Here is a 23,248-nt window from a genome sequence, read left to right as displayed (position 1 = left end):
GAGCGTTGAAGTTGCGGCCAAGGCGAGGGCAGCCCGGAAGGGCTGCCCTTCGTTTTCGTGCCTTCAATTTTGTCACGGGGTGCGCATAGTCTTCGAGACCATCGTTGGAACCGGAGCCGTCCTCATGCCCCCCAGCATTGCCGTCATCGCACCGGGCGCAATGGGCGGCGCGATCGCTGCCCGTCTCGTGGAGCACGGCTGCAACGTCCTGACGTCGCTCGAGGGGCGCAGCGCGGCGACGCGGGCGAGAGCGGCCGCATCCGGCATGATCGGCGCCAGCGATGCCGAGATCGCCAATGCGGACATCATCCTGTCGATCGTGCCGCCGGGCGAGGCCGTGGCGCTGGCGGAGCAGCTCGCGACGGTCGTCAACCGGAATTCGAGGAAGCCCATCATCGTCGACTGCAATGCCGTCAACGTCGAGACCATCCGGACGATCGAGGACATCGTGCTGTCGTCGGGCGCGCGCCTGGTGGATGCCGCCATCATCGGCCTGCCGCCGAAGCCCGGCACGAAGGGACCGGCCTTCTATGTGAGCGGCGAGGCGTCCGCCGATGTCTCCGTGCTGGGCCAACTCGGGCTCGATCTGCGACGGATCGAAGGACCCATCGGCGCTGCTTCGGCGCTGAAGATGTCCTATGCCGGCATCAACAAGGGGCTGACCGGGCTCGGCGCCGCGATGGTGCTGGCCGCCACCCGCGCCGGCGCAGCGGACGCGCTGCGCGATGAGCTGGCTCTGAGCCAGCCGCACGTGCAGGCGCGGCTCGGCAATGCGCTGCCGGACATGCTGCCGAAGTCCTATCGCTGGGTTGCCGAAATGCGCGAGATCGCGGGCTTCCTGGGAGAGGATCATCCGGCGGCGCTGATCTACGAAGGTTTCGCGCGGCTGTTCGAGCACATCGCGGCGGACGTGCAGGGGGAGGGGGCAGAGGCGGCGCAACTGGTGGCCTTCGCCGAGAGCTGCAAGGCGAAGACGTAGCCGGAACCTCTCCCCGCGTCATTGCGAGCGCAGTGTTTAGCCCGGAGACATAGCTTACACCTGTTCGGGGACATGGTTGACACTTTTGGGGTCACGCAAATCGATCGCTGCGATCTGATGAGCGGCAAAGAAAACTCCGAATTTTCCGTCTTGTCTGAGTGGACGAATAGCGAGTCGCTCACCGCGAAAGGCTTGAGGGACTTTCCAGAGCCGTCCCTCGAAACTGACATAGGCCTTCGTGCTCGACACGGAACGGACGATCTCCCCCTCGTCGTAGTCCACCGTCGGAAGGCGATCCGGCATGGTGCGTTGGCTGGGCCGATAGCGGCTTGCCGGCACATTGAAGTCGAGAGCCTCATGGGGGCGGTCGAGATTGTAGACGGCTCGCCATTCGTCGAGTGCCCGCTGGACATCGGGAAGGTCCCTGTAACGCTTGAAGGCAAAGACCTCGGCCTTCAGGCTGCGGTGGAAGCGTTCGTTCTTGCCGCGGCTCTGGGGATGATAGGGCCGGCTATGGATCGTTCGAACGCCGAGCTTCAGCAGCCAGACCGTCAACGCGGTCCAGGGGTCTTCGAGAGTAAAGCCCCAGGGGCCACCGTTGTCGACGAACATCGCATCCGGCAGTCCATAGCGGCGGAACGTCGTCTCCAAATGTCCTTTGACCGTAGAGCCGCGCTCATTGTCGCAGGCCGCCAGGCACAAGGAAAAGCGCGAGTGATCGTCCAGCGCGGTGAGCGGATGACAAGACACACCGTTCTCCAGCGCACTGTGTCCCTTGAAGTCCATCTGCCACAGCTGATTGGGCGCATCCTTCTCGAACCGCGTGTAGGGCTGCCCGGGCGTGCCGCCAGGCTCCGTCACCCGATCGTAGCGGCGCAGGATGTTATGCACGGTGGAGATCGCCGGGACAGCTTGCCCATCGCGATCGAGACGATGCGCGAGCTTGCGCGCGCCCCAGGCCGGGTGAGCATCGCGCAACGCGACAATCTGCTGCTCAGTCGCAGCTGCGGTGCGCTCCGGACTTCGATGCGGCCGCCGCGACCGGTCCGCCAGCGTCGTATCGCCGGCGTCAGACCGCTCGATCCATTTGTAGCCGGTCTGGGGGCTGATGCCGAACCGCCGACACAGCTGCCGCCGGTTGGCTCCCTCCTGCTTGGCAAGCATCACAAACTCTCGTCGCTGGTCCATGACAGACACCTCTCGCCACGGCATCGCTCGCCCCTTTGCTTGACGAATCGAGCCAATTTTGAGGTGTCAACCATGTCTCCGAACACCTGTCAGCCATGTCCCCGGGCTGAACAGCAGCGAAGCAATCCAGAATCCCGCGACGACTCTGGATTGCTTCGCTGCGCTCGCAATCACGGCGTTGGTCTATCCCGCGGTCAACAGCGGGATCGCTTCATCCCGTTCGTACAGATACAACAAACAGCGCAGCGCGTCGCTGCGCGGACCCTTCAGCTTCGGATCCTCTTTCAGGATGCGCAGCGCCTCGTCGCGCGCCTGGGTGATCAACTGGGCGTGCACCTCGGGCCGCGCGATGCGATAGCCGGGCAGGCCGCTCTGGCGGATGCCGAGCACGTCGCCTTCGCCGCGCAGCTTGAGATCCTCCTCGGCGATGCGGAAGCCGTCGGTGGTCTCGCGGATCACCGCGAGCCGCGCCTTCGACATCGGCCCGAGCGGCTCGTGATAGAGCAGGATGCAGGTCGAGGCCTCGGAGCCGCGGCCGATGCGGCCGCGCAGCTGGTGCAATTGTGCGAGGCCGAAGCGCTCGGCATTCTCGATCACCATGATGCTGGCGGCCGGCACGTCGACGCCGACCTCGACCACCGTGGTGGCGACCAGCAGGCGCAGCTCATGCGCCGCGAAGCGGCCCATGACCTCGTCCTTCTCGCTGCCCTTCATCTTGCCGTGGACGAGGCCGACCTTGTCGCCGAAGCGCTCGCGCAGGCTCTCGAAGCGATCCGTCGCGTTGGTGAGATGATCGATGCCCTCGGCCTCGGATTCCTCGACCAGCGGGCAGATCCAGTACACCAGCTTGCCGGCATCGAGCGCGCGGCCGACGGCGTCGATGACCTCGCCGAGCCTGGTATCGGCCACCGCGCGGGTGTCGATCGGCTGGCGGCCGGCCGGCTTCTCGCGCAGCTCGGAAATGTCCATGTCGCCGAAATAGGTCAGCACCAGGGTGCGCGGGATCGGCGTCGCCGACAGCACGAGCACGTCGACGGCCTCGCCCTTCGAGGTCAGCGCCAGCCGCTCGCGTACGCCGAAGCGATGCTGCTCGTCGACGATGGCGAGCGCCAGCGACTGGAAGACCACGTCGTCCTGGATCAGCGCGTGGGTGCCGATCAGGATGTCGATCTCGCCGGCTTCGAGCCGGGCGAGGATGTCGCGGCGCTCCTTGCCCTTCTCGCGTCCGGTGAGGATGACCACGTTCATGCCGGCGCGCGCGGCGAGCGGGGCGATGGTCTTGGCATGCTGGCGCGCCAGGATCTCGGTCGGCGCCATCAGCGCCGCCTGCTTGCCGGCCTCGGCGACGGCGGCTGCGGCCAGCAGCGCCACCACCGTCTTGCCGGAGCCGACGTCGCCCTGCAGCAGCCGCAGCATCCGCACCGGCTTTTCGAGATCGGCGGCAATCGCGGCCATCGCCTCGGCCTGCGAGTTCGTCAGCGCATAAGGCAGGGCGTCGATGATCCTGCGGCGCAGGCGGCCGTCGCCGGCGTGGCGGTTGCCGGCGGGCCGGCGCAGCTGCGCCCGCACCAGCGCCAGCGCCAATTGCCCGGCGAGCAGCTCGTCGAAGGCGAGGCGCGACCAGAACGGGTTCTCCGGCAGGATGTCGGTCAATTCCTGCGGGACGTGCACCCGCGTCAGCGCCTCCCTCAAGGACGGGAAGTTGCAGCGGCTGAGCACCTCCGGGCTGATCCATTCCGGCAGGTCCGGCAGCTTGGTCAGCGCGGCGGCGATCGCCCGCCGCAGCGAGCCGAGCGCGAGGCCTTCGGTCAGCGGATAGACCGGGTCGATTCCTGACAGTTTTGCAAACCCAGCCTCATCGAGGATGCGGTCGGGATGCACGATCTGCGGCACGCCGTCGTACATCTGCACCGTGCCGGAGACGTAGCGCTTGGCGCCGACCGGCAGGATCTTCTCGATGTAGTCGCCCTTGGGCCGGAAGAACGTCAGCACGACGTCGCCGGTCTCGTCGCTGGCGTAAACGAGGTATGGCGCGCGCGCGTTGCGCGAGGGACGGTGGCGGTCGACCGTGACCTCCAGCGTCACGACCGTGCCGACCTCGACGTCGCGGACCTTCGGCCGGTTACGGCGGTCGATCACGCTGGCCGGCAGATGCAGCAGCAGGTCGACCAGCCGCGGCGTCTCGCTGCAGCCGAGCAGGTAGCGCAGCAGCTTGTCCTGCTTCGGCCCGACCCCGGAGAGGGCGGTGACCGGCGCAAACAGGGGATTGAGGATGCTGGGGCGCATGGAGCGAACACTTAAAGCGGTTTGGGAGCCGGGATAGCCGCGAATGCCGAGACATCCACGTCTTTTTCTCAGTTTTCAGGTGCCGGGCATGCCGGTTCTGCAGTCCCGAGGGCTGACAGGGGCGCCGCGCACCGCTATATCAACCGCGCCCGGCACCGTCCGGGCTTTTGGCGTTGTACTGCAGGATGTCGCGATGACTGGAACGACCCGATCGAGCCAAGGCCTTGACGACCGCCGCAAGCGGCTCCTGTTCCGCTGCTGGCATCGCGGCACCCGCGAGATGGATCTGATCCTCGGCCGCTTTGCCGACGCCGAGATCGGCAGCCTCAGCGAGAGCGAGCTGGCCGAGCTCGAGCAACTGCTCGAAGTCCCCGACCCGGACTTTTATGCCGCGGTCACCGGCGCCCGACCGCTGCCGCCGGAGCAGACCCCGGCGCTGTTCGCTCGCATCAAGGCGTTCCGCGCGGTGGACGCCGACTGATGAAGAGCCCTGTCAAGTCGCCTGCCGAGCATCTCGCGCCGGGGCGCGCGCTGACGCTCGCCAACGTCGCCGAGGGCGCCGAAGGCCTCGTCGTCTCCGACCTCGCGCGCGCCATCGCCGCCAAGCCGAAGCCGCCGGCGGTGAGCCTCGCCGTGGTCTGCCGCGACGGCGCACGCATGCAGCAGCTGGCGCGGGCGCTCGACTTCTTCGCGCCCGATCTTCCTGTCATGCAGTTCCCCGCCTGGGACTGCCAGCCCTATGACCGCGTCTCGCCGCATGGCGGCATCCTGGCCCAGCGCGTCACGACATTGGCGCGGCTGTCGCGCCTCGCCGGCAGCGACAAGCCGCTGATCGTGCTGACCACCGTGAATGCCATCGTCCAGCGCGTGCCGTCGCGCGACACCATGGCCGGGCAGGCACTGTCGGTCGCGCCCGGCCATGTCGTGCCGATGGACTCTGTCGTCGCCTGGTTGGAGCACAACGGCTACCACCGCTCGTCGACCGTGCGCGAGAGCGGCGAATATGCCGTGCGCGGCGGCATCCTCGACCTGTTCCCGGCGGGCCTCGACCAGCCGGTGCGCTTCGACTTCTTCGGCGACAGCCTGGAATCGATCCGCACCTTCGACGCCGAGACGCAGCGAACCCTGCTCGACATGCGCTCGCTCGATCTGGTGCCCGTCTCCGAATTCCAACTGGTCACCGACACCATCCGCCGCTTCCGCATGGGCTATGTCGCCGAGTTCGGCGCGCCCGAGCGCGACGATGCGCTGTACGAGGCCGTCAGCGAGGGCCGGCGCTATCCCGGCATGGAGCACTGGCTGCCGCTGTTCCACGACAAGATGGAGACGCTGTTCGACTACCTGCCGAACACGCCGGTCGTGATCGAGCCGCAGGGCGAGGACGCCGCGCGCGAACGCTTCAAGCAGATCATCGACTATTACGACGCGCGCCGCGAGGCGATGGAGCATCCCGGCGGCGGCGCGATCTACAAGCCTCTGACCGTCGATCGGCTGTATCTGACGTCGTCCGAATGGGCCGAACGGATCGCCACCGTGCCGCTGGCGCGGATCACGCCCTTCGCCTTGCCCGAAGCGGCAAACGTCGTCGACATCGGCGCACGGCAGGGCCGCAACTTCGCGCCGGAGCGCAACGACGCCGCGGTCAACGTGTTCGAGGCCGTGGTGGCGCATGTGCAGGCGCTGCAGTCGGTACGCAAGAAGGTGGTCATCGCGCTGTGGAGCGAAGGCTCGCGCGACCGCATGGCCAGCATGTTGAAGGATCACAAGCTGATCCATGTCACCAGCGTCAACACCTGGCGCGTGGTGCAGGCGACGCCGCGCAACGAGACCATGCTCGCGCTGCTCGGACTGGAATCCGGATTCGAGACCGACCAGATCGCGGTCATCTCCGAGCAGGACATTCTCGGCGACCGCCTGGTGCGGCCGCGCCGGGCGAGCCGCAAGCTCGACAATTTCATCTCCGAGGTCACGAGCCTCGGCGTCGGCGACATCGTCGTGCACGTCGATCATGGCATCGGCCGCTTCGTCGGCCTGCAGACCCTGGAGGTCGCCGGCGCACCGCATGACTGTCTCGAGCTGCGCTATGCCGGCGAGACCAAGCTGTATCTGCCGGTCGAGAACATCGAGCTGCTGTCGCGCTACGGCTCCGACCAGACCAGTGTCGAGCTCGACAAGCTCGGCGGTTCCGGCTGGCAGACCCGCAAGGCCAAGCTCAAGAACCGCATCCGCGAGATGGCCGGCGAGCTGATCAAGATCGCCGCCGAGCGCATGCTGCACGAGGCGCCGAAGCTGCCGGTGCAGGCGGGGCTCTATGACGAGTTCTGCGCCCGCTTCCCCTATGACGAAACCGAGGACCAACTCGCCGCGATCCAGGCGACGCTCGGCGATCTCGAAGCGGGACGGCCGATGGATCGTCTCGTCTGCGGCGACGTCGGCTTCGGCAAGACCGAGGTGGCACTGCGCGCGGCGTTTGCCGTCGCGCTCGACGGCAAGCAGGTCGCCGTGGTCGTGCCCACCACCTTGCTGGCGCGCCAGCACGCCAAGACCTTCACCGAGCGCTTCAAGGGCTTTCCGGTCAACGTCGCACAGGCCTCGCGCCTCGTCTCGACCAAGGAGCTCAACCAGGTCAAGAAGGGGCTCGCCGACGGCTCGGTCGACATCGTCGTCGGCACCCATGCGCTGCTCGGCAAGTCGATCAAGTTCCGCGACCTCGGCCTCGTCATCGTCGACGAGGAACAGCATTTCGGAGTCGGCCACAAGGAGCGGCTGAAGCAGCTGCGTGCCGAGGTCCACGTGCTGACGCTGTCAGCGACGCCGATCCCGCGCACCTTGCAGCTGGCGCTGACGGGCGTGCGCGAGCTGTCGATCATCGCCTCGCCACCGGTCGATCGGCTCGCCGTGCGCACCTTCGTGGCGCCGCATGACCCGGTGATGATCCGCGAGGCCTTGCTGCGCGAGCGCTATCGCGGCGGCCAGGCGTTCTACGTCGTGCCGCGCATCGACGATCTGGCCGAGGTCAAGGAGTTCCTCGACAAGACCGTGCCGGAGATGAAGGTCGCGGTCGCCCACGGCCAGATGGCGCCGACCGTGATCGAGGACATCATGTCGGCGTTCTACGACGGCAAGTTCGACGTCCTGCTGTCGACGACCATCGTCGAGTCCGGCCTCGACATTCCCCGCGCCAACACCCTGATCGTGCACCGCGCCGACATGTTCGGCCTCGCCCAGCTCTATCAGCTGCGCGGCCGCGTCGGCCGCTCCAAGCTGCGCGCCTATGCGCTGTTCACCCTGCCGTCGACCCACAAGATCAGCCCGCAGGCCGAGAAGCGCCTGGGTGTGTTGCAGTCGCTGGAGACGCTCGGCGCCGGCTTCCAGCTCGCCAGCCACGACCTCGACATCCGCGGCGCCGGCAATCTCCTCGGCGACGAGCAGTCCGGCCACATCAGGGAGGTCGGCTTCGAGCTCTATCAGTCGATGCTGGAGGAAGCGATCGAGAACCTCAAGGCCGGGATCACCGAGCCGACCGTCGACCGCTGGTCGCCGCAGATCACCATCGGCATGCCCGTGCTGATTCCCGAGGACTACGTCTCCGACCTCTCCGTGCGGCTGTCGCTGTACCGAAGGCTCGCCGATCTCGAGACCGACGACGAGATCGAGAATTTTGCCGCCGAGCTGCGCGACCGTTTCGGCAAGCTGCCGGACGAGACGCGCTATCTGTTCAAGGTCGCGGCAATCAAGAACTACTGCCGCCGCGCCAATGTCGAGAAGGTCGACGCCGGCCCGAAGGGCGCCGTCATCGCCTTCCGCGACAACAGTTTTGCTTATCCCGAGCGCCTCGTCGCCTTCATCAAGCGCCACGGCCAAGCCGCCAAGGTGCGCCCCGACATGAAGGTCGTGTTCCTGCAGATATGGGAGACGCCGGAAGAGCGCCTGGCGGGGACCACGGATATCCTCAAGGAGCTCGCCGAGCTCGCGGAGAAGAAGAAGGCGGCGTAGGGCAGCCGCTGGCTCTACATCAGCGAAGCTGCCAGCCGAAGTGCAAGGCAAGGCTGGCGATCAGGAAGACCGAGACGATCGCGACGACGCTGACCCAGTCAGTCTCGTCGCGTGATTGCCGGTTGTGCATGACGCATGCTCCGCTTGCTGAGATGCCCCCGAGTCGAGCTTGGATCGCACCACACGAGTGGGGCAAATACGCGATCTCAACATGCACGTGTTTGGATGAGATCGTGGCCGAAGGAACGAACGTCCGGCGTGGAACACGAGATCTCGTAGGGTGGGCAAAGCGGCCGCCGTCAGGCGGCAGCGTGCCCACCGTCGGCCGGCATACTAAGCGGTGAGACGGTGGGCACGGCGCCATCTAATAGATCGCATGTAGCGAGACCGTGCATGCGCCTTTGCCCACCCTACGCAGCACGACTCTTGGTTCGAACCAGCGCAGTGATGACGCAAAACATGTAGTTTATTACGACGCCGCGCGCTGCGCCTCGCCATAGACGCGGGCCAGCAGCGTGCGCGCCGTGTCATTGGGCTGCAATGCGGCGACGGTGATCGAAGGCTCGGTGCGGGTGTCGCGCTTGCCGTGCGAGGTGTGGCGCATCACGCTGGAGAGGCGGCGGGCGATGGCATGGGCGGAGCGGAGGTCGGTCTCGGCGAAGACGACCACGACGGAGCCGTTGTCCTCGTGGGTGCCGAAATCCATCCGCCGCATCAGGCGGCTGATGATGCGGGCGCCGTCATATTGCGCGCGCGGGTTGACAGGGTCGAAGGCGAACCGAGCTACCGCGAGGCTGCCGCCGCTCTTCTGCGTCTGGCTGACCGCGGTGGCGAAGTCGCGCGCGAAGGCGTTGCGGGTGAGCAGGCCGGTCTGCGGGTCGAGCATGCCGCCGGCTTCGATGGCGCGCAGCGTGCGGTTGAGGCGGGCTTCGAAGGCGTGCAGGCGGATCAACGGCAGCGCGCTGGCCGCGATGTGCGCGGGAGCGCCGGCGATGATCTCGAGATTGGCGAGTTCCTGCAGCGGCGCCGGCTGGTTGGCAGTGACGACAACGGCAAGGTTGCGGAAGCGGGTGTCCTCGGCGAGCACCGCGAGGAACGCGTCGACCACGCGCGGCGAAAACCCTTCGCCGAGCACGATGCCGTCGATGTCGCGGCTCGACAGATGCTTGGCGGCGGCTTCGATGCTCAGCGCGCCGACGACCGCCATGCGTTCGCCGAGCGCGACCGACAGGCCGGGCAGGGAGCTGCCGCGGCCGAGCAGCAGCACGGTCGCGTCATCCAGCGGATCTGTTTCCGGCAGGGTGGCGTCGGGTGCCTTCTTTTCATCGAGACGGCGCAGCACGGTGGTGTGCAGCGTGCGGACACGCAGCGCCGCGCGCAGCCGCGCCAGCAGCCGCTCGTGATTGTCGCTGCCATGCAAGGGAATGGCGTGGTCGGGCAGGACAGCGCCACCGGGCGCGATGGCGATCAGCGGCACGTAGGGCTTGCGCGCACCGACATGACGCGAGACCGCCGCCAGCTCGGTTGCATCAGCATCCTCGACGACGGCGACGACCGCGGCCGGCTGAACCCGGGACATCGTGCTGATCGCATCAGCCCAGCGCGTCTCGACGGAGGGAAGAATTTGCGCCACCGCGAGGGCCGCACTCAGCGAAGGCCGCGTGGACGAGGAGACGATGAGAAGCGGGCCTTGTGGGGACATCCAGGAAACTCAGGATACGCTGGGCGATACGTCGCGTATCCTAGGTCCCTCCCGTTAACGCAGCGTCAACACTGTTCCAAACATGACGGTTCCGTAGTGGTCCGGACGGCAGGATCAGCCGCCCGGGCCGGCGCGGTCGCGGAAGGCCTCGACCATCAGCGGATTGAGCCCGAGCTCAGCGAGCGCTTCCCGCGCGCGCGCATTGTCCATCGCGCGGCCCGCGAGGCGGTGACCGCTGAGACGGTCGGGCAGAGCGGTCAGCAGCGCGCCCTGGCCAAGCCGCCGCGACCATTCGTGCAGGTCCTGCGCAAGGAAGCGGTAGCCGCCGACGGCCATCACGCCGGCCGGCGGCGCCGTGATCGAGATCGTGTCCTGGGCACGGTCGAGGCGCACGGCATACTCGGTGTCGACGTAGTCGCGCGGCGCTGCCGGCATCAGCGAGTCGCTCGGCGGCGGCGGAGGGGCGTAGGCGGCGAGCACGACCATCGGCCCCCGCAGCCCGAGCGTGCCCTTCGGCGTCACCAGGATCTCGCCGGCGATCGACGAGCCCGGCTGCTCGCGCGGCGCGCCCTGGCGGCCCGGTTTGACCGGCCCGGGACTGCCATCGGCCGCGGTGCGGCGAACGGCGAACAGTCCGGCTTCGCCGAACAGATAGACGTCGGTCATCTCGATGTCGCGCGTCTTCCAAGATGCGCTCGACGCCACCTGCTCGGGCGCGCGCCACATGCCGAGCACGTAACGCAGGTTCGGCAGCCGCGAGGCGAGGTCGCCCTCGTCGAGACGCAAGGCGAGTTGGGCCGGCGCGATCAGCGTATCGCAGGCGAGCTCCGCGAGCTGCTGTTCCAGCACGTCGGCGTCGAACGGGTGATGCAGCGCAAGGGTGCCGCCGGACAACAGCCATGTCACGACCGAAGCGGCAAGGCCGGCGAATGACGACGGCAGGAAGGCCGACATCATGTTCACGCCCTGCGGCAGATCGCTCTCGAGCGAGACGGCGAGCCCCCCGGCGATCAGGCTCAAATGGGTGCGCGGGACGGCGCGGAAGCCGTCGGCGGTCACGTCGAACGAGACGATCGCGGCCTTGCGGCCGTCCGGCATCAGCCCGCGCGTCGAGCGCGAAGGTTTCGCGATCGACTGGTCGAGCGAATACATCCCCTCGGGCAGGTCGGAGCCGAAGCCGCAGACGTGGCGGATCGAGAACGCCTCCGCCGCCGCATTCATCGCGAGATCGGAGTGAATCACGCCGTCGATCTTCGACATCGTGACGATGGCGCGCGCGCTGGTGCGGTTCAGCGCCGCCACGAGCTCCGACTGACGCCACAGCAGTGGGAACACGGCGACGACGAGGCCGGCGCGATGCGCGGCCAACACCGTCAGCACGAACTCGATCGTGTTGGGCAGCTGGACCGCGATCACCGAATGGGCGGGCAGGCCGGCGTCGATGAAATGCGCCGCCAGCGCCGAGATCACGCGATCGGCTTCGGCATAGGTCAGGCGCATCGGCGGCCGCCCGGTGACGCGCTGCTTGTTGATGGGATCGACCAGCGCGACCGCATCCGGCTTGCGCGCCAGGATGCGTTGAAACAACGCGTCGAACGTCGGCGACGTATTGGCCTGATTCACCTGTTGCCCCGTACTTTCACGGACCCGGCCACGACCAATTGCCCCGATTGGTCACTTCCGTGCCGGCTCCGGCCGCTGCCACCAGCTCTCCGGGAGCGCTCCCGTCAAAGCCGTCCTCTTTGGCCGTTCTATACGATTCCACCGCGCGATCCATTCCTCGGCGGCATTGAGCACTGGAATAGCGTAGAACCCCGCCATAAGAGTACGGTCCAATGCGCGAACCGTCGAGATAAATTCCGGCCTGTCGCGGGCGCGCAACAGCGCCGCGATCATGGCGTCGATCGCCGGGTCCCTGGCCCCCATGTAGTTGCGGGTTCCGGTGCGGTCGGCGGCCTCGCTGCCCCAGTAGAACGCCTGCTCGTTGCCGGGGGACAGCGACTGGTCCCAGCGGTTCTGGATCATGTCGAACTCGAAGCTCAGGCGGCGCTGGTCGAACTGCACGGGATCGACCACCCTGATCGAGGCATTGATGCCGGCCCGCTTGAGACTGCCGGCGTAAGCCAGTGCGATGCGCTCCTGATCGCGCGTCGTGACCAGGATCTCGAAGGCGAGGGGGGCCCGCGTGGTCCGATGCCGCAATACCGTCCCGTCGAGGCCATATCCGGCCTCGTTAAGCAGATCGAGCGCCGCCTTCAGCGTTGCGCGGTCGCGGCCGGATCCGTCGGTGATCGGCAACCGGTAGCTGCCGTCCATGATGTCGGCGGGGATCTGCGTGGCGTAGGGCTTCAACAGCTCAAGCTCGGTCGCGTCGGCCGGACGTCCATAGGCGGACAGCTCCGAGCCGGCGAAATAGCCGCCGCTGCGGCGGTACAGCCCGAAGAAGTAGTTGCGGTTGATCCATTCGAAATCGAACAGCAACGTCAGCGCACGGCGCACCTTCACGTCGGCGAACACCGGCCGCCGCGTGTTGAACACCAGGAACTGCGAGGGCTGCGGCATCCCCGAGGTGAAGCTGTCGCGGATGACCTCGCCATTGCGTGCGGCCGGGAAGTCATAGCCGTCGTGCCAGCGCAGCGGCTCGGTCTCGACGCGGAAGTCGTACAGCCCGCGCTTGAAGGCTTCGAACTGTCCGTTGGACTCGCGGTAGTAGTCGAGCCTGACCTCGTCGAAGTTCCACAATCCGCGGTTGACCGGCAGGTCGCGTCCCCAATAGTCCGGATTGCGGGTGAGGGTGACACTGGATCCCGGCTGCACCGCGGTGACCCGATATGGGCCTGACCCGAGCGGCGCGGTCATCGTCGTGTCCTCGAAGCTCGGCACGTCCGTCGCGTGCTTCGCCAGAATCGGCATCAGGCCGAGGATCAGCGGCAGCTCGCGGTCTTCCGTTCCACCGAAATCGAACCGGATGGTCAGCGGGTCGAGCACGTCGGCCCTGGCCACCTTGCCGTAGAACTGCCGGTGGTTGGGGCGGCCGTGATCGCGCAGCAGCTCAAAGGAGAACGCCACGTCCTCGGCGAGCACGGGGCTGCCGTCGGAGAAGCGGGCACGCGGGTCGAGCCGGAAGGTGACATAGGTCCTGTTCTCGTCGGTCTCGACGGATTTCGCGAGCAGGCCATACAGCGTGAACGGCTCGTCGTTGCCGCGGGTGAGCAGGCTCTCGACCACATAGCTGCGGATTTGCTGCACCGCGAGGCCGCGGACGATGAACGGATTCAGGCTATCGAAGGTGCCGAGCAGTCCCCAGACCAGACGGCCGCCCTTGGGCGCGTCGGGATTCGCATAGGGCATGTGGTCGAAGTCGGCCGGCAAGGCCGGGAGACCGTGCATGGCGATCGCCGCAGTCTCTGCCGCGTTCGCCGTGGGGGTGTAGACCGCGGGCAACAATGCCAGGACCACGGCGACCCATCCCGCGGCCGCGCTGAACATGCGCTGCAGCATCAGGATCGGGGCGCAAGCATTTGATTCGGAACAGGTCACAAGGGGCTTTTACCACAGGCTCGCCAGCGCTAGACCGCGGCTTCGACATGGTCTCGCGGCATTGATTCTTCCGCGCACCGCGTTAAGAAGGCGGGCGATTGAGTTAGGGCGGCAACGCCTGTCACTTAACCGCCTCATTTCCTGAGGAGACAGCCGCTTCAACGGCTTGGTGTGGCGCCTTTGGCGGTCTCGGGCGCTGCCGTTCAGAAAGGGTTTTCCGCAATGAATTTCCGTGACTTGGCCTCGTCGGTTGGGCCGCGTGGGCGGCTTGTCGCGCTGCTCGCGGTCACCGCGCTGGCCGTTTCCTTCGCTCCTTCGGTTGCGCAGGCTCAAGCGCCGAAGGCGAAGGCTCCGGCTGCCGCTCCCAAGGCTCCCGCGCCGGCCGCCCAGGCCCCTGCCATTCCTCCCGCCGGCGGCCAGCCTCAGGCCCAGGCTCAGCAGGAGATGCCGCAGCTGATCTACGCGCCGTGGACCAAGTTCTGCCTGAAGGGGCAGGATGCCAACGCCAAGCAGGTCTGCTTCATCGGCAAGGACGGCCGCATCGAATCCGGTCAGCCTGTGGTTGCAGCCGTCATCATCGAGCCCGAAGGCGAGCCGAAGAAGATCCTGCGTGTGACCTTGCCGCTCGGCATGCAGCTCCAGCCCGGAACCCGCATCGTCATCGACAACAACCAGTTCATGGAAGGAAAGTACGTCATCTGCTTCCAGAACGGCTGCATGTCGGACTACGAAGCGACGCCCGAATTCGTGAACAGCCTCAAGAAGGGCCAGACCCTCTACGTCCAGGCGATCAACTCGAACGGCACCGCGCTGACGCTGCCGCTGCCGCTGCAGGAAGGCAACAGCAGCTTCGCCAAGGCCTATGATGGTCCGCCGACCGACCCGAAGCAGTTCGAAGAGACCCAGAAGAAGCTGCAGGAAGAGCTGCAGAAGCGCGCCGAGGAGCAGCGCAAGAAGCTCGAGCAGACCCAGCCAGGCCAGCCGCAGGCGAAGCAGTAACGCTGGCCGGGCCCGTCCCGCATCATCAAAAGGCGCTCCATTCGGGGCGCCTTTTTCATTCTGCGAGCTGATGCGAGGGGGAACTTGCGAGCCGGGACCGAACGATGAGGGGCTTGCGCCGACGGCGCTCAGGCGAAGCTCTCTGGTCGAGCAGGTCAGTTCATCAGCGGATTGCGCGGACGATAGCCGCCCGATTTGTCCTTGATGAAGATCTCCGCAACCTGGGAATGGCGGATCGGCTCGCCGGACTCGTCGGGAACCAGGTTCTGCTCGGAAACATAGGCGACGTATTCGGATTCAGCGTTCTCGGCCAGCAGGTGATAGAATGGCTGGTCCTTATGCGGACGGACCTCCTCGGGAATCGACAGCCACCATTCCTCGGTGTTGTTGAACTCCGGATCGATGTCGAAAATCACGCCCCGGAACGAGAACACCCGATGCCGGACGATCTGGCCGATCTGAAACTTGGCAGTTCGTGCTTTGATCATCCCAGTCGAATAGACCAGGACGGGGAGCGATGCTAGTGCCCCGCGGGCGGATTTAATCTAGACCAATCCGAGTCGCGTCAAGCCGCGACGCCCCCGCATTCCAGGCCCTTCCCAGGCTCCCTCAGGGGGCCATCTTCCGAGCCCATGTTCGACATTCTCAATCTGGCCCTGCCTTATTTCGGCGTCGTTTTCATAGGCTTCGCCTGCGGTAAGTGGAGGAGGCTGCCCGAAGCCGGGCTCGCCTGGATGAACTTCTTCCTGCTCTACGTCTCGCTGCCCGCCTTGATGTTCAACCTCATCGCGCGGACGCCGTTCACCGAGCTGAGCAACCCTCCCTTCCTGGTTGCAACGACGCTCGCCACCATGCTCACCTTCGCCCTGGCGCTCGTGCTCGGCAAGGCCATCGGGCGGCTGTCGCTCCGCGAGGCGACCATGGCCGGGCTCGCGGGTGGCTACGGCAATATCGGCTATATGGGGCCTGGGCTGGCGCTGGCCGTGCTCGGGACCAAGGCGGCGGCGCCGACCGCGCTGATCTTCTGCTGCGACAGCATCTTCCTGTTCTCGATCGTGCCGCTGCTCGTCGAGCTGACCGAGCGCGATCATGCCTCGGTGGTGCACGCGATGCGCACCGTGCTGCGCCAGATCCTGCAGAACCCGCTGATCATGGCCACCGCCGCCGGCATCCTGGCGGCCGCGTTCCAGTTGCATCCGCCGACCGTTCTCGACCGCACCCTGCAGTTCCTGCAGAACGCCGCTGCGCCGACGGCGCTGTTCGCGCTCGGCGTGACCGTGGCGCTCCGCCCGTTCGAGCGGCTGCCCTGGGAGGTGCCGGTCCTGACCGTGGTGAAGCTCGTCGTTCACCCGCTGCTGTCGTTCGGGCTGATGCTGCTGTTCGGGCCGTTCGCGCAGCCCTGGGCGGCGACCGCGGTGCTGATGGCGGCGCTGCCGCCGGCGCTCAATGTGTTCGTGATCGCGCGCCAGCACGACAGCTGGATCGAGCCGGCCTCATCGGCGGTGCTGATCGGCACCTTCGCCTCGGTGATCACCCTGACCAGCGTGATGTGGCTGATCCAGACTGGCCGGCTGGCGTTTCCCTGACGGTGCTCAACCGGCCCTGCGCGTGGCTCTCCATGACGGCGCCAGGCCCTCGCGCATCGCGAGCCGTCGCAGCGGACCGATGCCGCTCATGAGGTGCATGCCGACGGCGCGCAGCGACTGCATCGGCAGAAGATCGCTGAGCAGCGAGCGGTTGGCGACGTCGATGGCGAAGGTGCGGCTCAGGATATCGGCGCGGCGCGCCGCACCATAGCGCGCGAGCACCTGCGGCGCACCGATATCCTCGCCGGCCGCATTGGCCTTGCGCACGACATCTGCGATGTCGATGCCGTCGCGCAGGCCGAGGTTCAGTCCCTGCGCACCGATCGGCGGCACCACATGCGCGGCCTCGCCGACCAGGGCGATCCGGTTTTGCGCGTAGCTCAAGGGCCGCTCGATCGCGAGCGGAAACACATGGCGGCCCGGCTCGACGCGCACCCGGCCGAAGATCGAGTGCGACTGCCGCTCGGCGGCGGCGGACAGGGCGTCGTCGTCGAGCGCGAACAGCCGGTCGGCCTCCTTCGGGGCCGCGACCCAGACAACGCTGCAGCGGTCGCCCGGCAGCGGCACGAACACGCAGGGTCCCTGCGGCGTGTGGAATTCCGTCGACACGTTGTCGTGCGGCCGGGCATGGGTGATGTTGAAGGTCAGCGCCGACTGCTGCAGCGTGCGCCGGCTCACGCCGATGCCGGCGGCCTCGCGGCACAGTGAATGCCGGCCGTCGGCGCCGACCACGAGCCGCGCCGTCAGCACGCGGCCCGATGCGCTGGTGACGGTCACCGCATCGGCATCGCTACGCACGCTTTCCGCATCCTCGGCGATCCGCACCAGGCCGTCGATCTCGCCGGCGCGTTGTTCCAGCGCCTCGACCAGGACGGCATTGGCGATGTTGTAGCCGAACATGTCGAGACCGATCTCGTCGGCGACGAAGCGCACCTCCGGGGCTCGGATCAACCGGCCGGTATCGTCGACCAGCCGCATCGCCTTGAGGCCGGCGGCGCGGTCACGGCACGCCGACCAGACGCCGATCTCGTCGAGGAAGTCGACCGAGCCGCCGAGCAGGGCGGTGGTGCGGTTGTCGGCATACGGAGCCTGACGGGCCACGAGCGCCGTCCGCGCCCCGGTCTGCGACAGGGCAATGGCGGTGGCGAGCCCGGCGGGTCCGCCGCCGACGACGATGACATCGAAGCTGGCGTCTGAGTTGCTCATGCGGGAACATTTGACGTTCCGGCAGGGCTTTTTCAAGGGTATTGCGTGAGCCTGCGCGGCGCATCGCCGCAACGGCGGATATGCAATTGGCGCCGATTCCTGATAGCAATGGCGCCGCATGGATCAGTTGAGACCAGAGAGCGGGGTGGCCGCAACGCCCGCGCATCGCGCCGCGGCGTTCTCGGTGCACGTCTTCACCGCGCTCGGTGCGGGCGTCGCGCTGCTGGCGATGCTCGAGGCCGTGCGCGAGCATTGGACTGCGATGTTCTGGTGGCTCGGCGTCGCGCTCATCATCGACGGCATCGACGGGCCGCTGGCGCGCCGGCTCGACGTCGTCCATGTGCAGCCGGACTGGTCGGGTGACGTGCTCGATCTGGTGGTGGATTTCACGACCTACGTGTTCGTGCCTGCCTACGCCATCACCGCCAGCGGGATGCTGCTGCCGCTCGCCGCCCCGGTCATCGGCGTCGGCATCGCCGTCACCGGCGCGCTGTATTTCGCCGATCGCCGGATGAAGAGCGACGACAATCATTTTCGCGGGTTTCCGGGACTCTGGAACATCGCGGCGTTCTATCTGTTCCTGCTGCATCCCTCGCCATCGTTGGCGACCTCGGGTCTTGCGGTCCTGATCGCGCTGACCTTCGTCCCATTCCATGTCATCCACCCGGTGCGCGTCGAACGGCTGCGCTGGCTGACGCTGCCGCTGGTCGCGCTCTGGGGCGTCCTGGTCATCGACGTCCTGGGCAACAACTTCGCCGTGGGCCCGATCGTGACGACGCTGTTGTGCGCGATCGCCCTCTACATCGTCGCGAGCGACTCCGCGATCCGCCTGCTGAGATCCTTGAAAGCATGATCGACCTTCTGACCAGTCCCGAAGCGTGGGCCGCGCTGCTCACTCTGACCGCCCTCGAGATCGTTCTCGGCATCGACAACGTCATATTCCTGTCGGTGATCACCTCGCGCATCCCGCAGCCGCAGGCGACACGCGCCCGCCAGATCGGGCTGGCGTTGGCCCTGATCTTCCGCATCCTGCTGCTCAGCGTGCTGGTCTGGCTGATCGGGCTGACGCAGCCGGTGTTCACGATCGGCGGCGTGGGCTTCTCCTGGCGCGACATCATCCTGATCGCCGGCGGCCTGTTCCTGATCGCCAAGGCCACGCACGAGATCCATGCCGAGGTCGAGGCGCGCGAGGAGGAGGAGGGGTCGCAGGGCGGCGGCGCCAACAAGTTCTTCTGGGTGATCCTGCAGATCATCGTCATCGATCTCGTGTTCTCGCTGGACTCGATCATTACCGCGATCGGCATGGCCCAGGATCTCGAGATCATGATCGCCGCCGTCATCATCGCCATGGTCATCATGTACGTGTCCTCGGGACCGGTGGCGCGTTTCGTGGCGAACCATCCGACCACCAAGATGCTGGCGCTCGCCTTCCTGGTGCTGATCGGCGTCGCGCTGGTCGCCGACGGCTTCAAGTTCCACATCCCGCGCGGCTACATCTACTTCGCGATCGTCTTTGCGCTGGCGGTCGAGGCCTTCAACGTGATGGCCTCGCGCAACCGCAGGAAGCGCAAGGCCTGACGGTCGCCGAGTTGACAAGACGATCGTGATCGCCTTCGCTTTTGCCGCCGGCAGCGCCTGGTGCACGGCCGGAGGCCGGCTCCTTCAACGGAGCCGGATGTCCGATGGGAATCAGGTAAGTGTCGAAGGTTCTTTCGCCGGATTCCCGGACGCGGCGATGGAGAGTCCGAAGGGGAGATGGCGGGATGGTCAAGGCGGTGCGCGTGCACAAGGTGGGAGGCCCCGAGGCGCTGGTCTATGAGCCGGTCGATCTCGCCGCGCCCGGCCCCGGCGAGGTCCGCATCCGCCAGCACGCGATCGGCCTGAATTTCATCGACGTGTATTATCGCACCGGTCTGTACAAGGCGCCCGGCCTGCCGTTCATCGCCGGTAACGAGGCGGCAGGCGAGGTGATCGCCGTGGGGCCCGGCGTCACGCATTTCCATCCCGGCGACCGCGTCGCGTATTATGAGAACCTCGGCGGCTATGCCACCGAGCGCAACATCGCCTGGCAGCGCCTGGTCAAGCTGCCCGACCATATCACCTATGAGCAGGGCGCGGTGCTGATGCTCAAGGGGCTGACGGTCTGGTATCTGCTGCACAAGACCTTCAAGGTCGAGCCGCACCATCGCGTGCTGATCCACGCCGCCGCCGGCGGCATCGGCCTGCTGGCCTGCCAGTGGGCGCGCGCGCTCGGCGCGCACGTCATCGGCACCGTCGGCTCCAAGGCGAAGGCGGATCTCGCGCTGGCCAATGGCTGCGACCACGTCATCCTCTACAACGAGGAGGACTTCGTCGCGCGGGTCAAGCAGATCAGCCGCGGCGAATTGTGCGACGTGGTCTATGACGGCGTCGGCAAGTCGACCTTCCCCGGCTCGTTGTCCTGCCTGAAGCAGCGCGGCCTGTTCGTCAGCTTTGGCAACGCCTCGGGTCCGGTGCCGCCGTTCTCGATCGCCGAACTCAACAGTCATGGCTCTCTGTTCGCGACCCGGCCGAAGCTCAACGACTATATCGGCAAGCGGTCCGAACTGCTGGAGGGCGCCGATACGCTGTTCTCGGCGGTGATCAGCGGCAAGCTGCACGTGCCGATCAATCACGCCTATGCGCTGAAGGATGCGGGTCGGGCGCATGCCGACCTCGAAAGCCGCGCCACGACCGGGGCCTCGATCCTCAAGCCTTAACAGCCGGCCTTAACAGCCGCGCGACCGAGCCCTGTCGCTACACCTCGCCCCGGATCGAAGCGTCACCGGCTGCCGCGCGACTCCAGAGCACCGCATCGGTCTGCGCTGCCGTCGACGCCTCGATCCGCGCCGGCGCGAGGCTGTCTTGCCCGTCCCGCCAAGCGCGCTCGCGCTCGGGGTCGTCGAGCGCCAGAACGAGACCCTGGTTGAGCTCATACAGGCCAGAGGCGAGCCCCGCAGCGACGAGCGCCGCCCTGAGCGAATCCTGCACCAGCGCGCGCAGCGCGAGGTGTGGTGCCGAGACCGGCACGTCGACCTCGCGGCCGGCCATGGCCTGTGCGCAGGCGCGCCGGTCGAACGAGGCATGCCCGCGGCAGGCGAGCGGACGCGCGGGATGGACGATGCAGCCGCCGCGTACGAGGAATGGGCAGGGCTGACGCAACTTCATCCGCGCGGTGTCGCTCAATCCGTGCGTCGCGCGGTTGGCGAGCTTGATCCGGCGCGACAGCGAGCCGAGCGCCTTAGCCGGCATGCGCTGGTCGATCTGCCGGACATAGCGCGCGAGCAGGAAGATCTCCGGTGCCGTCGCGGTCACGCGCAATGCGCAACAGGAGGGGCAGCCCTTGGCGCAGGCGAGGGCGGGCAGATGCGCCGTCTGGGCGTCGATATTGGCTTCGAACAGATCGAAAGCGCGGTCGGCGAGCGTCTCAGCGCAGTTCTGCGATGCCCTGCACGCTGCCAGCAGCGAGCTGAACGCCCGCTTCAGTTCGGTGAAAGCCGCATCGCTCAATGCTGTCCTCCAAAGACCCGACGATCAAAACGCCGGACGGTCAAAACGCCAGCGACCGCGGCGCACCCGGCGCACCGCGGTCGACAGGGGCAGGGCAGAGAGGACGCTCACTGCCACACCCAGCCCGAAAGCCGATGTCAGGCAATGCCCTTGAGGATCGCCTCGAAACAGGGGCGGGGGATGCGGAAGAAGCCGCGGCCGCCGGCGAAGGTCTGATAATGCGGACGCGCCATGTCGAGCAGGCGCTCATACCATTCATTGGCGGTCAGGCTGGCGGGCTTCTCGCCGATCGAGTTGATGTCCGAGTTCGGGAAGAAGCGAACGTGGATCAGCACCTCTTCGGTCGCGGCCAGGGCGATGTGGCTGCCGCTGTCGTCGACCGGCAACGCCCGAGCCAGATTGTCTCTCGCCATTCTTGCATCTCCTTCTATCGTGCCGACCTCGTTGTCGGCGGATGATCATCAGCTTGGTCCCGGCAAGCCTCTCTCCTCCGAGCTGATCACATCCCGTACAACGCTATATCAGGACAGATATAACGTAAGTCATCGGATCGCAGGTGTTTGGCGCGATCAGGATCGTTGTTCGGGGGGACAGCTGTCCTTGATCCAAGTCAAATGGCGGCGAGCCCGACCTCGGTGTTTGTGCCTCATCTGTAGGCAGCCGGCACGCAGGCTTCGCATGTGGCACGGAGCCTGCGTCTTGAACGGCATTCGATCAGGCGACGCAGCGCGCGGCGCCGACCTTGGTCAGGATTCCGTCCAGCGTGTCGATCATCGCCGCGATCTCATCGCGAGTCACATTGAGGGCCGGCATGAAGCGTAGCGCATCCGGACGCGGCGCGTTCAGCAGCAGGCCGAGCTCGAAGGCGTGCGCAACGATCGCCGGCGCGATCGGCCTGATCACGTCGAGCGCAAGCAGCAGACCACGGCCGCGCACTTCGCCCAGGCCGTGCCTTGCCGAGATGCGCTGCAACTCGCTCTCCAGATAGATCCCGTTGTCCGCGACAGCCTTCAGAAACTCCGGCTTCTCGATCACATCGAGCACGGCGAGTCCCGCCGCACACATCAGCGGATTGCCGTTGAAGGTGCCGCCCTGATCGCCATGCTCGAAGCAAGACGCCTCGTCGGTCGCCAGCAGGGCGGCGAGCGGAACGCCGCCGCCGATGCCCTTGCCCAGGGTCATGATGTCCGGGAGGACGTCGGCATGCTCATAGCCGAACAGTTTTCCGGTGCGGCCCATGCCGGTCTGGATCTCGTCGACGATCAGCAGCAGCCCGTGCCTGGTGGTCAGCGCCCGCAACTGCTGCAGGAACTCGTCGGTCGCGGGCCACACGCCGGCCTCGCCCTGGATCGGCTCCAGCATGATCGCCACCGTCTTGTCGGAGATCAGGGCCTCGACCGAGGCGATGTCGTTCAGCCGTGCCTTTGGAAAGCCCGGGACCTTGGGCTCGAACAGCGGCTCGAACGCCTTCTTGCCCGAAGCCGACATCGTCGCCAGCGTGCGGCCGTGGAAGCCGCCCTCGAAGGTGATGATCTCGTATGCGCCGTTCTTGCGCAGAGCGCCGTATTTGCGGGCGAGCTTGATGGCGCCTTCATTGGCTTCGGCGCCCGAATTGGTGAAGAACACCTGGTCGAAGCACGAGCGGTCGACCAGCGCCTTAGCGAATTGGAGGCTGGTGTCGTTGAAATAGGCCGGGCTCGGCGTGATCAGGCGTGCCGCCTGGTGGGCGAGCGCGCTGGCCAGCTCCGGCGGCGCGTGGCCGAGCGAGTTCACGGCCCAGCCCTGGACGAAGTCGAGGTAGCGCTTGCCGCCGTCGTCCCATAACCAGGAACCCTTGCCCTGAACGAAGACGGTGCGCGGGCGCGCCGTGATCTCCATCAGAGCGTCGTAGGGATGGGAGGCGGTCAGCATGTGCAATCTCCTATGCTCAGGGGGAAGCGGGGGCCAAAAACCGAGAAGGCCGCTCCTTTGCGGGAGCGGCCTTCTCGAAAACCTGGAGCTGATGAGCTAGCTGATCAGCAACGTCTTCGGACATGGCGCGCCCCGGCATCGTCACGGCGGTGACGACGGCAAACGGCGGCGCGGCGGTTGGTCCGGTTGAAGATCATGCGGCGGCCATACAGGCAAATCGCAACCGGTGTCAAGATGCCGGCCTGCAGACTGCAACAAGGGCCGCCGTTCCAGGAAGCGGCGAGGGAAGCGCCGGCCGGTGCGAAGCCCGCTCGATCCGATCTCGGG

The 23,248-nt window shown here is 66.7% G+C and carries 18 protein-coding genes; 8 read left to right on the top strand and 10 right to left on the bottom strand.

All coding sequences use genetic code 11. The features are described from left to right. The first annotated feature begins 124 nt into the window (after positions 1 to 124). Positions 125 to 979, top strand: a complete 855-nt coding sequence (locus tag ACQR10_RS05360; protein WP_316215778.1) for an NAD(P)-dependent oxidoreductase — start codon at positions 125 to 127, stop codon at positions 977 to 979. A gap of 54 nt (positions 980 to 1,033) precedes the next feature. Here ACQR10_RS05360 and ACQR10_RS05355 read toward each other — a convergent pair whose 3' ends face one another. Next, positions 1,034 to 2,191, bottom strand: a complete 1,158-nt coding sequence (locus ACQR10_RS05355) for an IS481 family transposase (protein ID WP_316216558.1) — start codon at positions 2,189 to 2,191, stop codon at positions 1,034 to 1,036. Positions 2,192 to 2,350: 159 nt separating this feature from the next. Then, positions 2,351 to 4,453, bottom strand: coding sequence for an ATP-dependent DNA helicase RecG (gene recG / locus ACQR10_RS05350; protein WP_316215779.1), 2,103 nt, complete (start codon positions 4,451 to 4,453; stop codon positions 2,351 to 2,353). 193 nt (positions 4,454 to 4,646) lie between these two features. Between recG and ACQR10_RS05345 the strand changes: the two genes are divergently transcribed. Then, the gene (locus ACQR10_RS05345; RefSeq protein ID WP_315800027.1) at positions 4,647 to 4,934 is read left to right on the top strand and encodes a succinate dehydrogenase assembly factor 2; all 288 of its coding nucleotides are present in this window, start codon (positions 4,647 to 4,649) and stop codon (positions 4,932 to 4,934) included. Beyond that, positions 4,934 to 8,449 carry a transcription-repair coupling factor gene (mfd, locus tag ACQR10_RS05340; protein WP_316215780.1) on the top strand — a complete coding sequence of 1,172 codons (3,516 nt, stop codon included), beginning with the start codon at positions 4,934 to 4,936 and terminating at the stop codon, positions 8,447 to 8,449. Before ACQR10_RS05345 ends, mfd begins: the two co-directional genes overlap by 1 nt. Positions 8,450 to 8,918: 469 nt before the next feature. Here the strand turns inward: mfd and ACQR10_RS05335 are convergent, their stop codons facing one another. The 3 genes from ACQR10_RS05335 to ACQR10_RS05325 form a co-directional block, all read right to left on the bottom strand. Next, a complete protein-coding gene (locus ACQR10_RS05335) occupies positions 8,919 to 10,151 on the bottom strand; it encodes a GGDEF domain-containing protein (RefSeq protein ID WP_316215781.1) in 1,233 nt (410 codons plus the stop codon). 114 nt (positions 10,152 to 10,265) lie between these two features. After that, on the bottom strand, positions 10,266 to 11,774 hold the full coding sequence (locus ACQR10_RS05330) for a class I adenylate-forming enzyme family protein (RefSeq protein WP_316215782.1): 1,509 nt from the start codon (positions 11,772 to 11,774) through the stop codon (positions 10,266 to 10,268). A gap of 51 nt (positions 11,775 to 11,825) precedes the next feature. Then, the gene (locus tag ACQR10_RS05325; protein WP_315800023.1) at positions 11,826 to 13,652 is read right to left on the bottom strand and encodes an extracellular solute-binding protein; all 1,827 of its coding nucleotides are present in this window, start codon (positions 13,650 to 13,652) and stop codon (positions 11,826 to 11,828) included. Positions 13,653 to 13,913: 261 nt separating this feature from the next. On the opposite strand from ACQR10_RS05325, the gene ACQR10_RS05320 reads away from it, so the two are divergent. Beyond that, positions 13,914 to 14,690, top strand: a complete 777-nt coding sequence (locus ACQR10_RS05320) for an invasion associated locus B family protein (protein ID WP_315800022.1) — start codon at positions 13,914 to 13,916, stop codon at positions 14,688 to 14,690. Positions 14,691 to 14,845: 155 nt separating this feature from the next. Here ACQR10_RS05320 and hspQ read toward each other — a convergent pair whose 3' ends face one another. Further along, a complete protein-coding gene (gene hspQ, locus ACQR10_RS05315; protein WP_315711998.1) occupies positions 14,846 to 15,178 on the bottom strand; it encodes a heat shock protein HspQ in 333 nt (110 codons plus the stop codon). A gap of 144 nt (positions 15,179 to 15,322) precedes the next feature. Here hspQ and ACQR10_RS05310 point away from each other — a divergent pair, with 144 nt between their 5' ends. Continuing rightward, complete coding sequence (locus ACQR10_RS05310) at positions 15,323 to 16,276, top strand: AEC family transporter (RefSeq protein WP_315800021.1); 954 nt, start codon at positions 15,323 to 15,325, stop codon at positions 16,274 to 16,276. Between the two features lie 6 nt (positions 16,277 to 16,282). Here ACQR10_RS05310 and ACQR10_RS05305 read toward each other — a convergent pair whose 3' ends face one another. Then, positions 16,283 to 17,482 (bottom strand): UbiH/UbiF family hydroxylase, encoded by a 1,200-nt coding sequence (locus tag ACQR10_RS05305; protein ID WP_316215783.1) that lies wholly within the window; start codon positions 17,480 to 17,482, stop codon positions 16,283 to 16,285. Positions 17,483 to 17,600: 118 nt separating this feature from the next. Between ACQR10_RS05305 and pcsA the strand changes: the two genes are divergently transcribed. The 3 genes from pcsA (at position 17,601) to ACQR10_RS05290 (ending at position 20,220) form a co-directional block, all read left to right on the top strand. Beyond that, complete coding sequence (gene pcsA / locus ACQR10_RS05300; protein ID WP_316215784.1) at positions 17,601 to 18,335, top strand: phosphatidylcholine synthase; 735 nt, start codon at positions 17,601 to 17,603, stop codon at positions 18,333 to 18,335. Continuing rightward, a complete protein-coding gene (locus ACQR10_RS05295; protein WP_316215785.1) occupies positions 18,332 to 19,060 on the top strand; it encodes a TerC family protein in 729 nt (242 codons plus the stop codon). The genes pcsA and ACQR10_RS05295 overlap by 4 nt, the downstream gene beginning before the upstream one ends. Positions 19,061 to 19,245: 185 nt before the next feature. Next, positions 19,246 to 20,220 carry a quinone oxidoreductase family protein gene (locus ACQR10_RS05290; RefSeq protein ID WP_315800017.1) on the top strand — a complete coding sequence of 325 codons (975 nt, stop codon included), beginning with the start codon at positions 19,246 to 19,248 and terminating at the stop codon, positions 20,218 to 20,220. A 37-nt stretch (positions 20,221 to 20,257) separates the two neighbouring features. Here ACQR10_RS05290 and ACQR10_RS05285 read toward each other — a convergent pair whose 3' ends face one another. The 3 genes from ACQR10_RS05285 to ACQR10_RS05275 all read right to left on the bottom strand — a co-directional run bounded on the left by ACQR10_RS05285 (position 20,258) and on the right by ACQR10_RS05275 (position 22,921). After that, positions 20,258 to 21,010: a YkgJ family cysteine cluster protein gene (locus ACQR10_RS05285; RefSeq protein ID WP_316178799.1), complete on the bottom strand. Its 753-nt coding sequence runs from the start codon at positions 21,008 to 21,010 to the stop codon at positions 20,258 to 20,260. 137 nt (positions 21,011 to 21,147) lie between these two features. After that, on the bottom strand, positions 21,148 to 21,423 hold the full coding sequence (locus ACQR10_RS05280; RefSeq protein ID WP_315800015.1) for a hypothetical protein: 276 nt from the start codon (positions 21,421 to 21,423) through the stop codon (positions 21,148 to 21,150). A gap of 301 nt (positions 21,424 to 21,724) precedes the next feature. Further along, positions 21,725 to 22,921, bottom strand: coding sequence for an acetylornithine transaminase (locus ACQR10_RS05275; RefSeq protein ID WP_315800014.1), 1,197 nt, complete (start codon positions 22,919 to 22,921; stop codon positions 21,725 to 21,727). Positions 22,922 to 23,248 lie beyond the last annotated feature (327 nt).

Origin of the sequence: Bradyrhizobium sp. HKCCYLRH2060, from assembly GCF_051168135.1 — a bacterium.
Lineage (GTDB): Bacteria > Pseudomonadota > Alphaproteobacteria > Rhizobiales > Xanthobacteraceae > Bradyrhizobium.
This window is presented reverse-complemented; position numbering and strand designations above follow the sequence as displayed.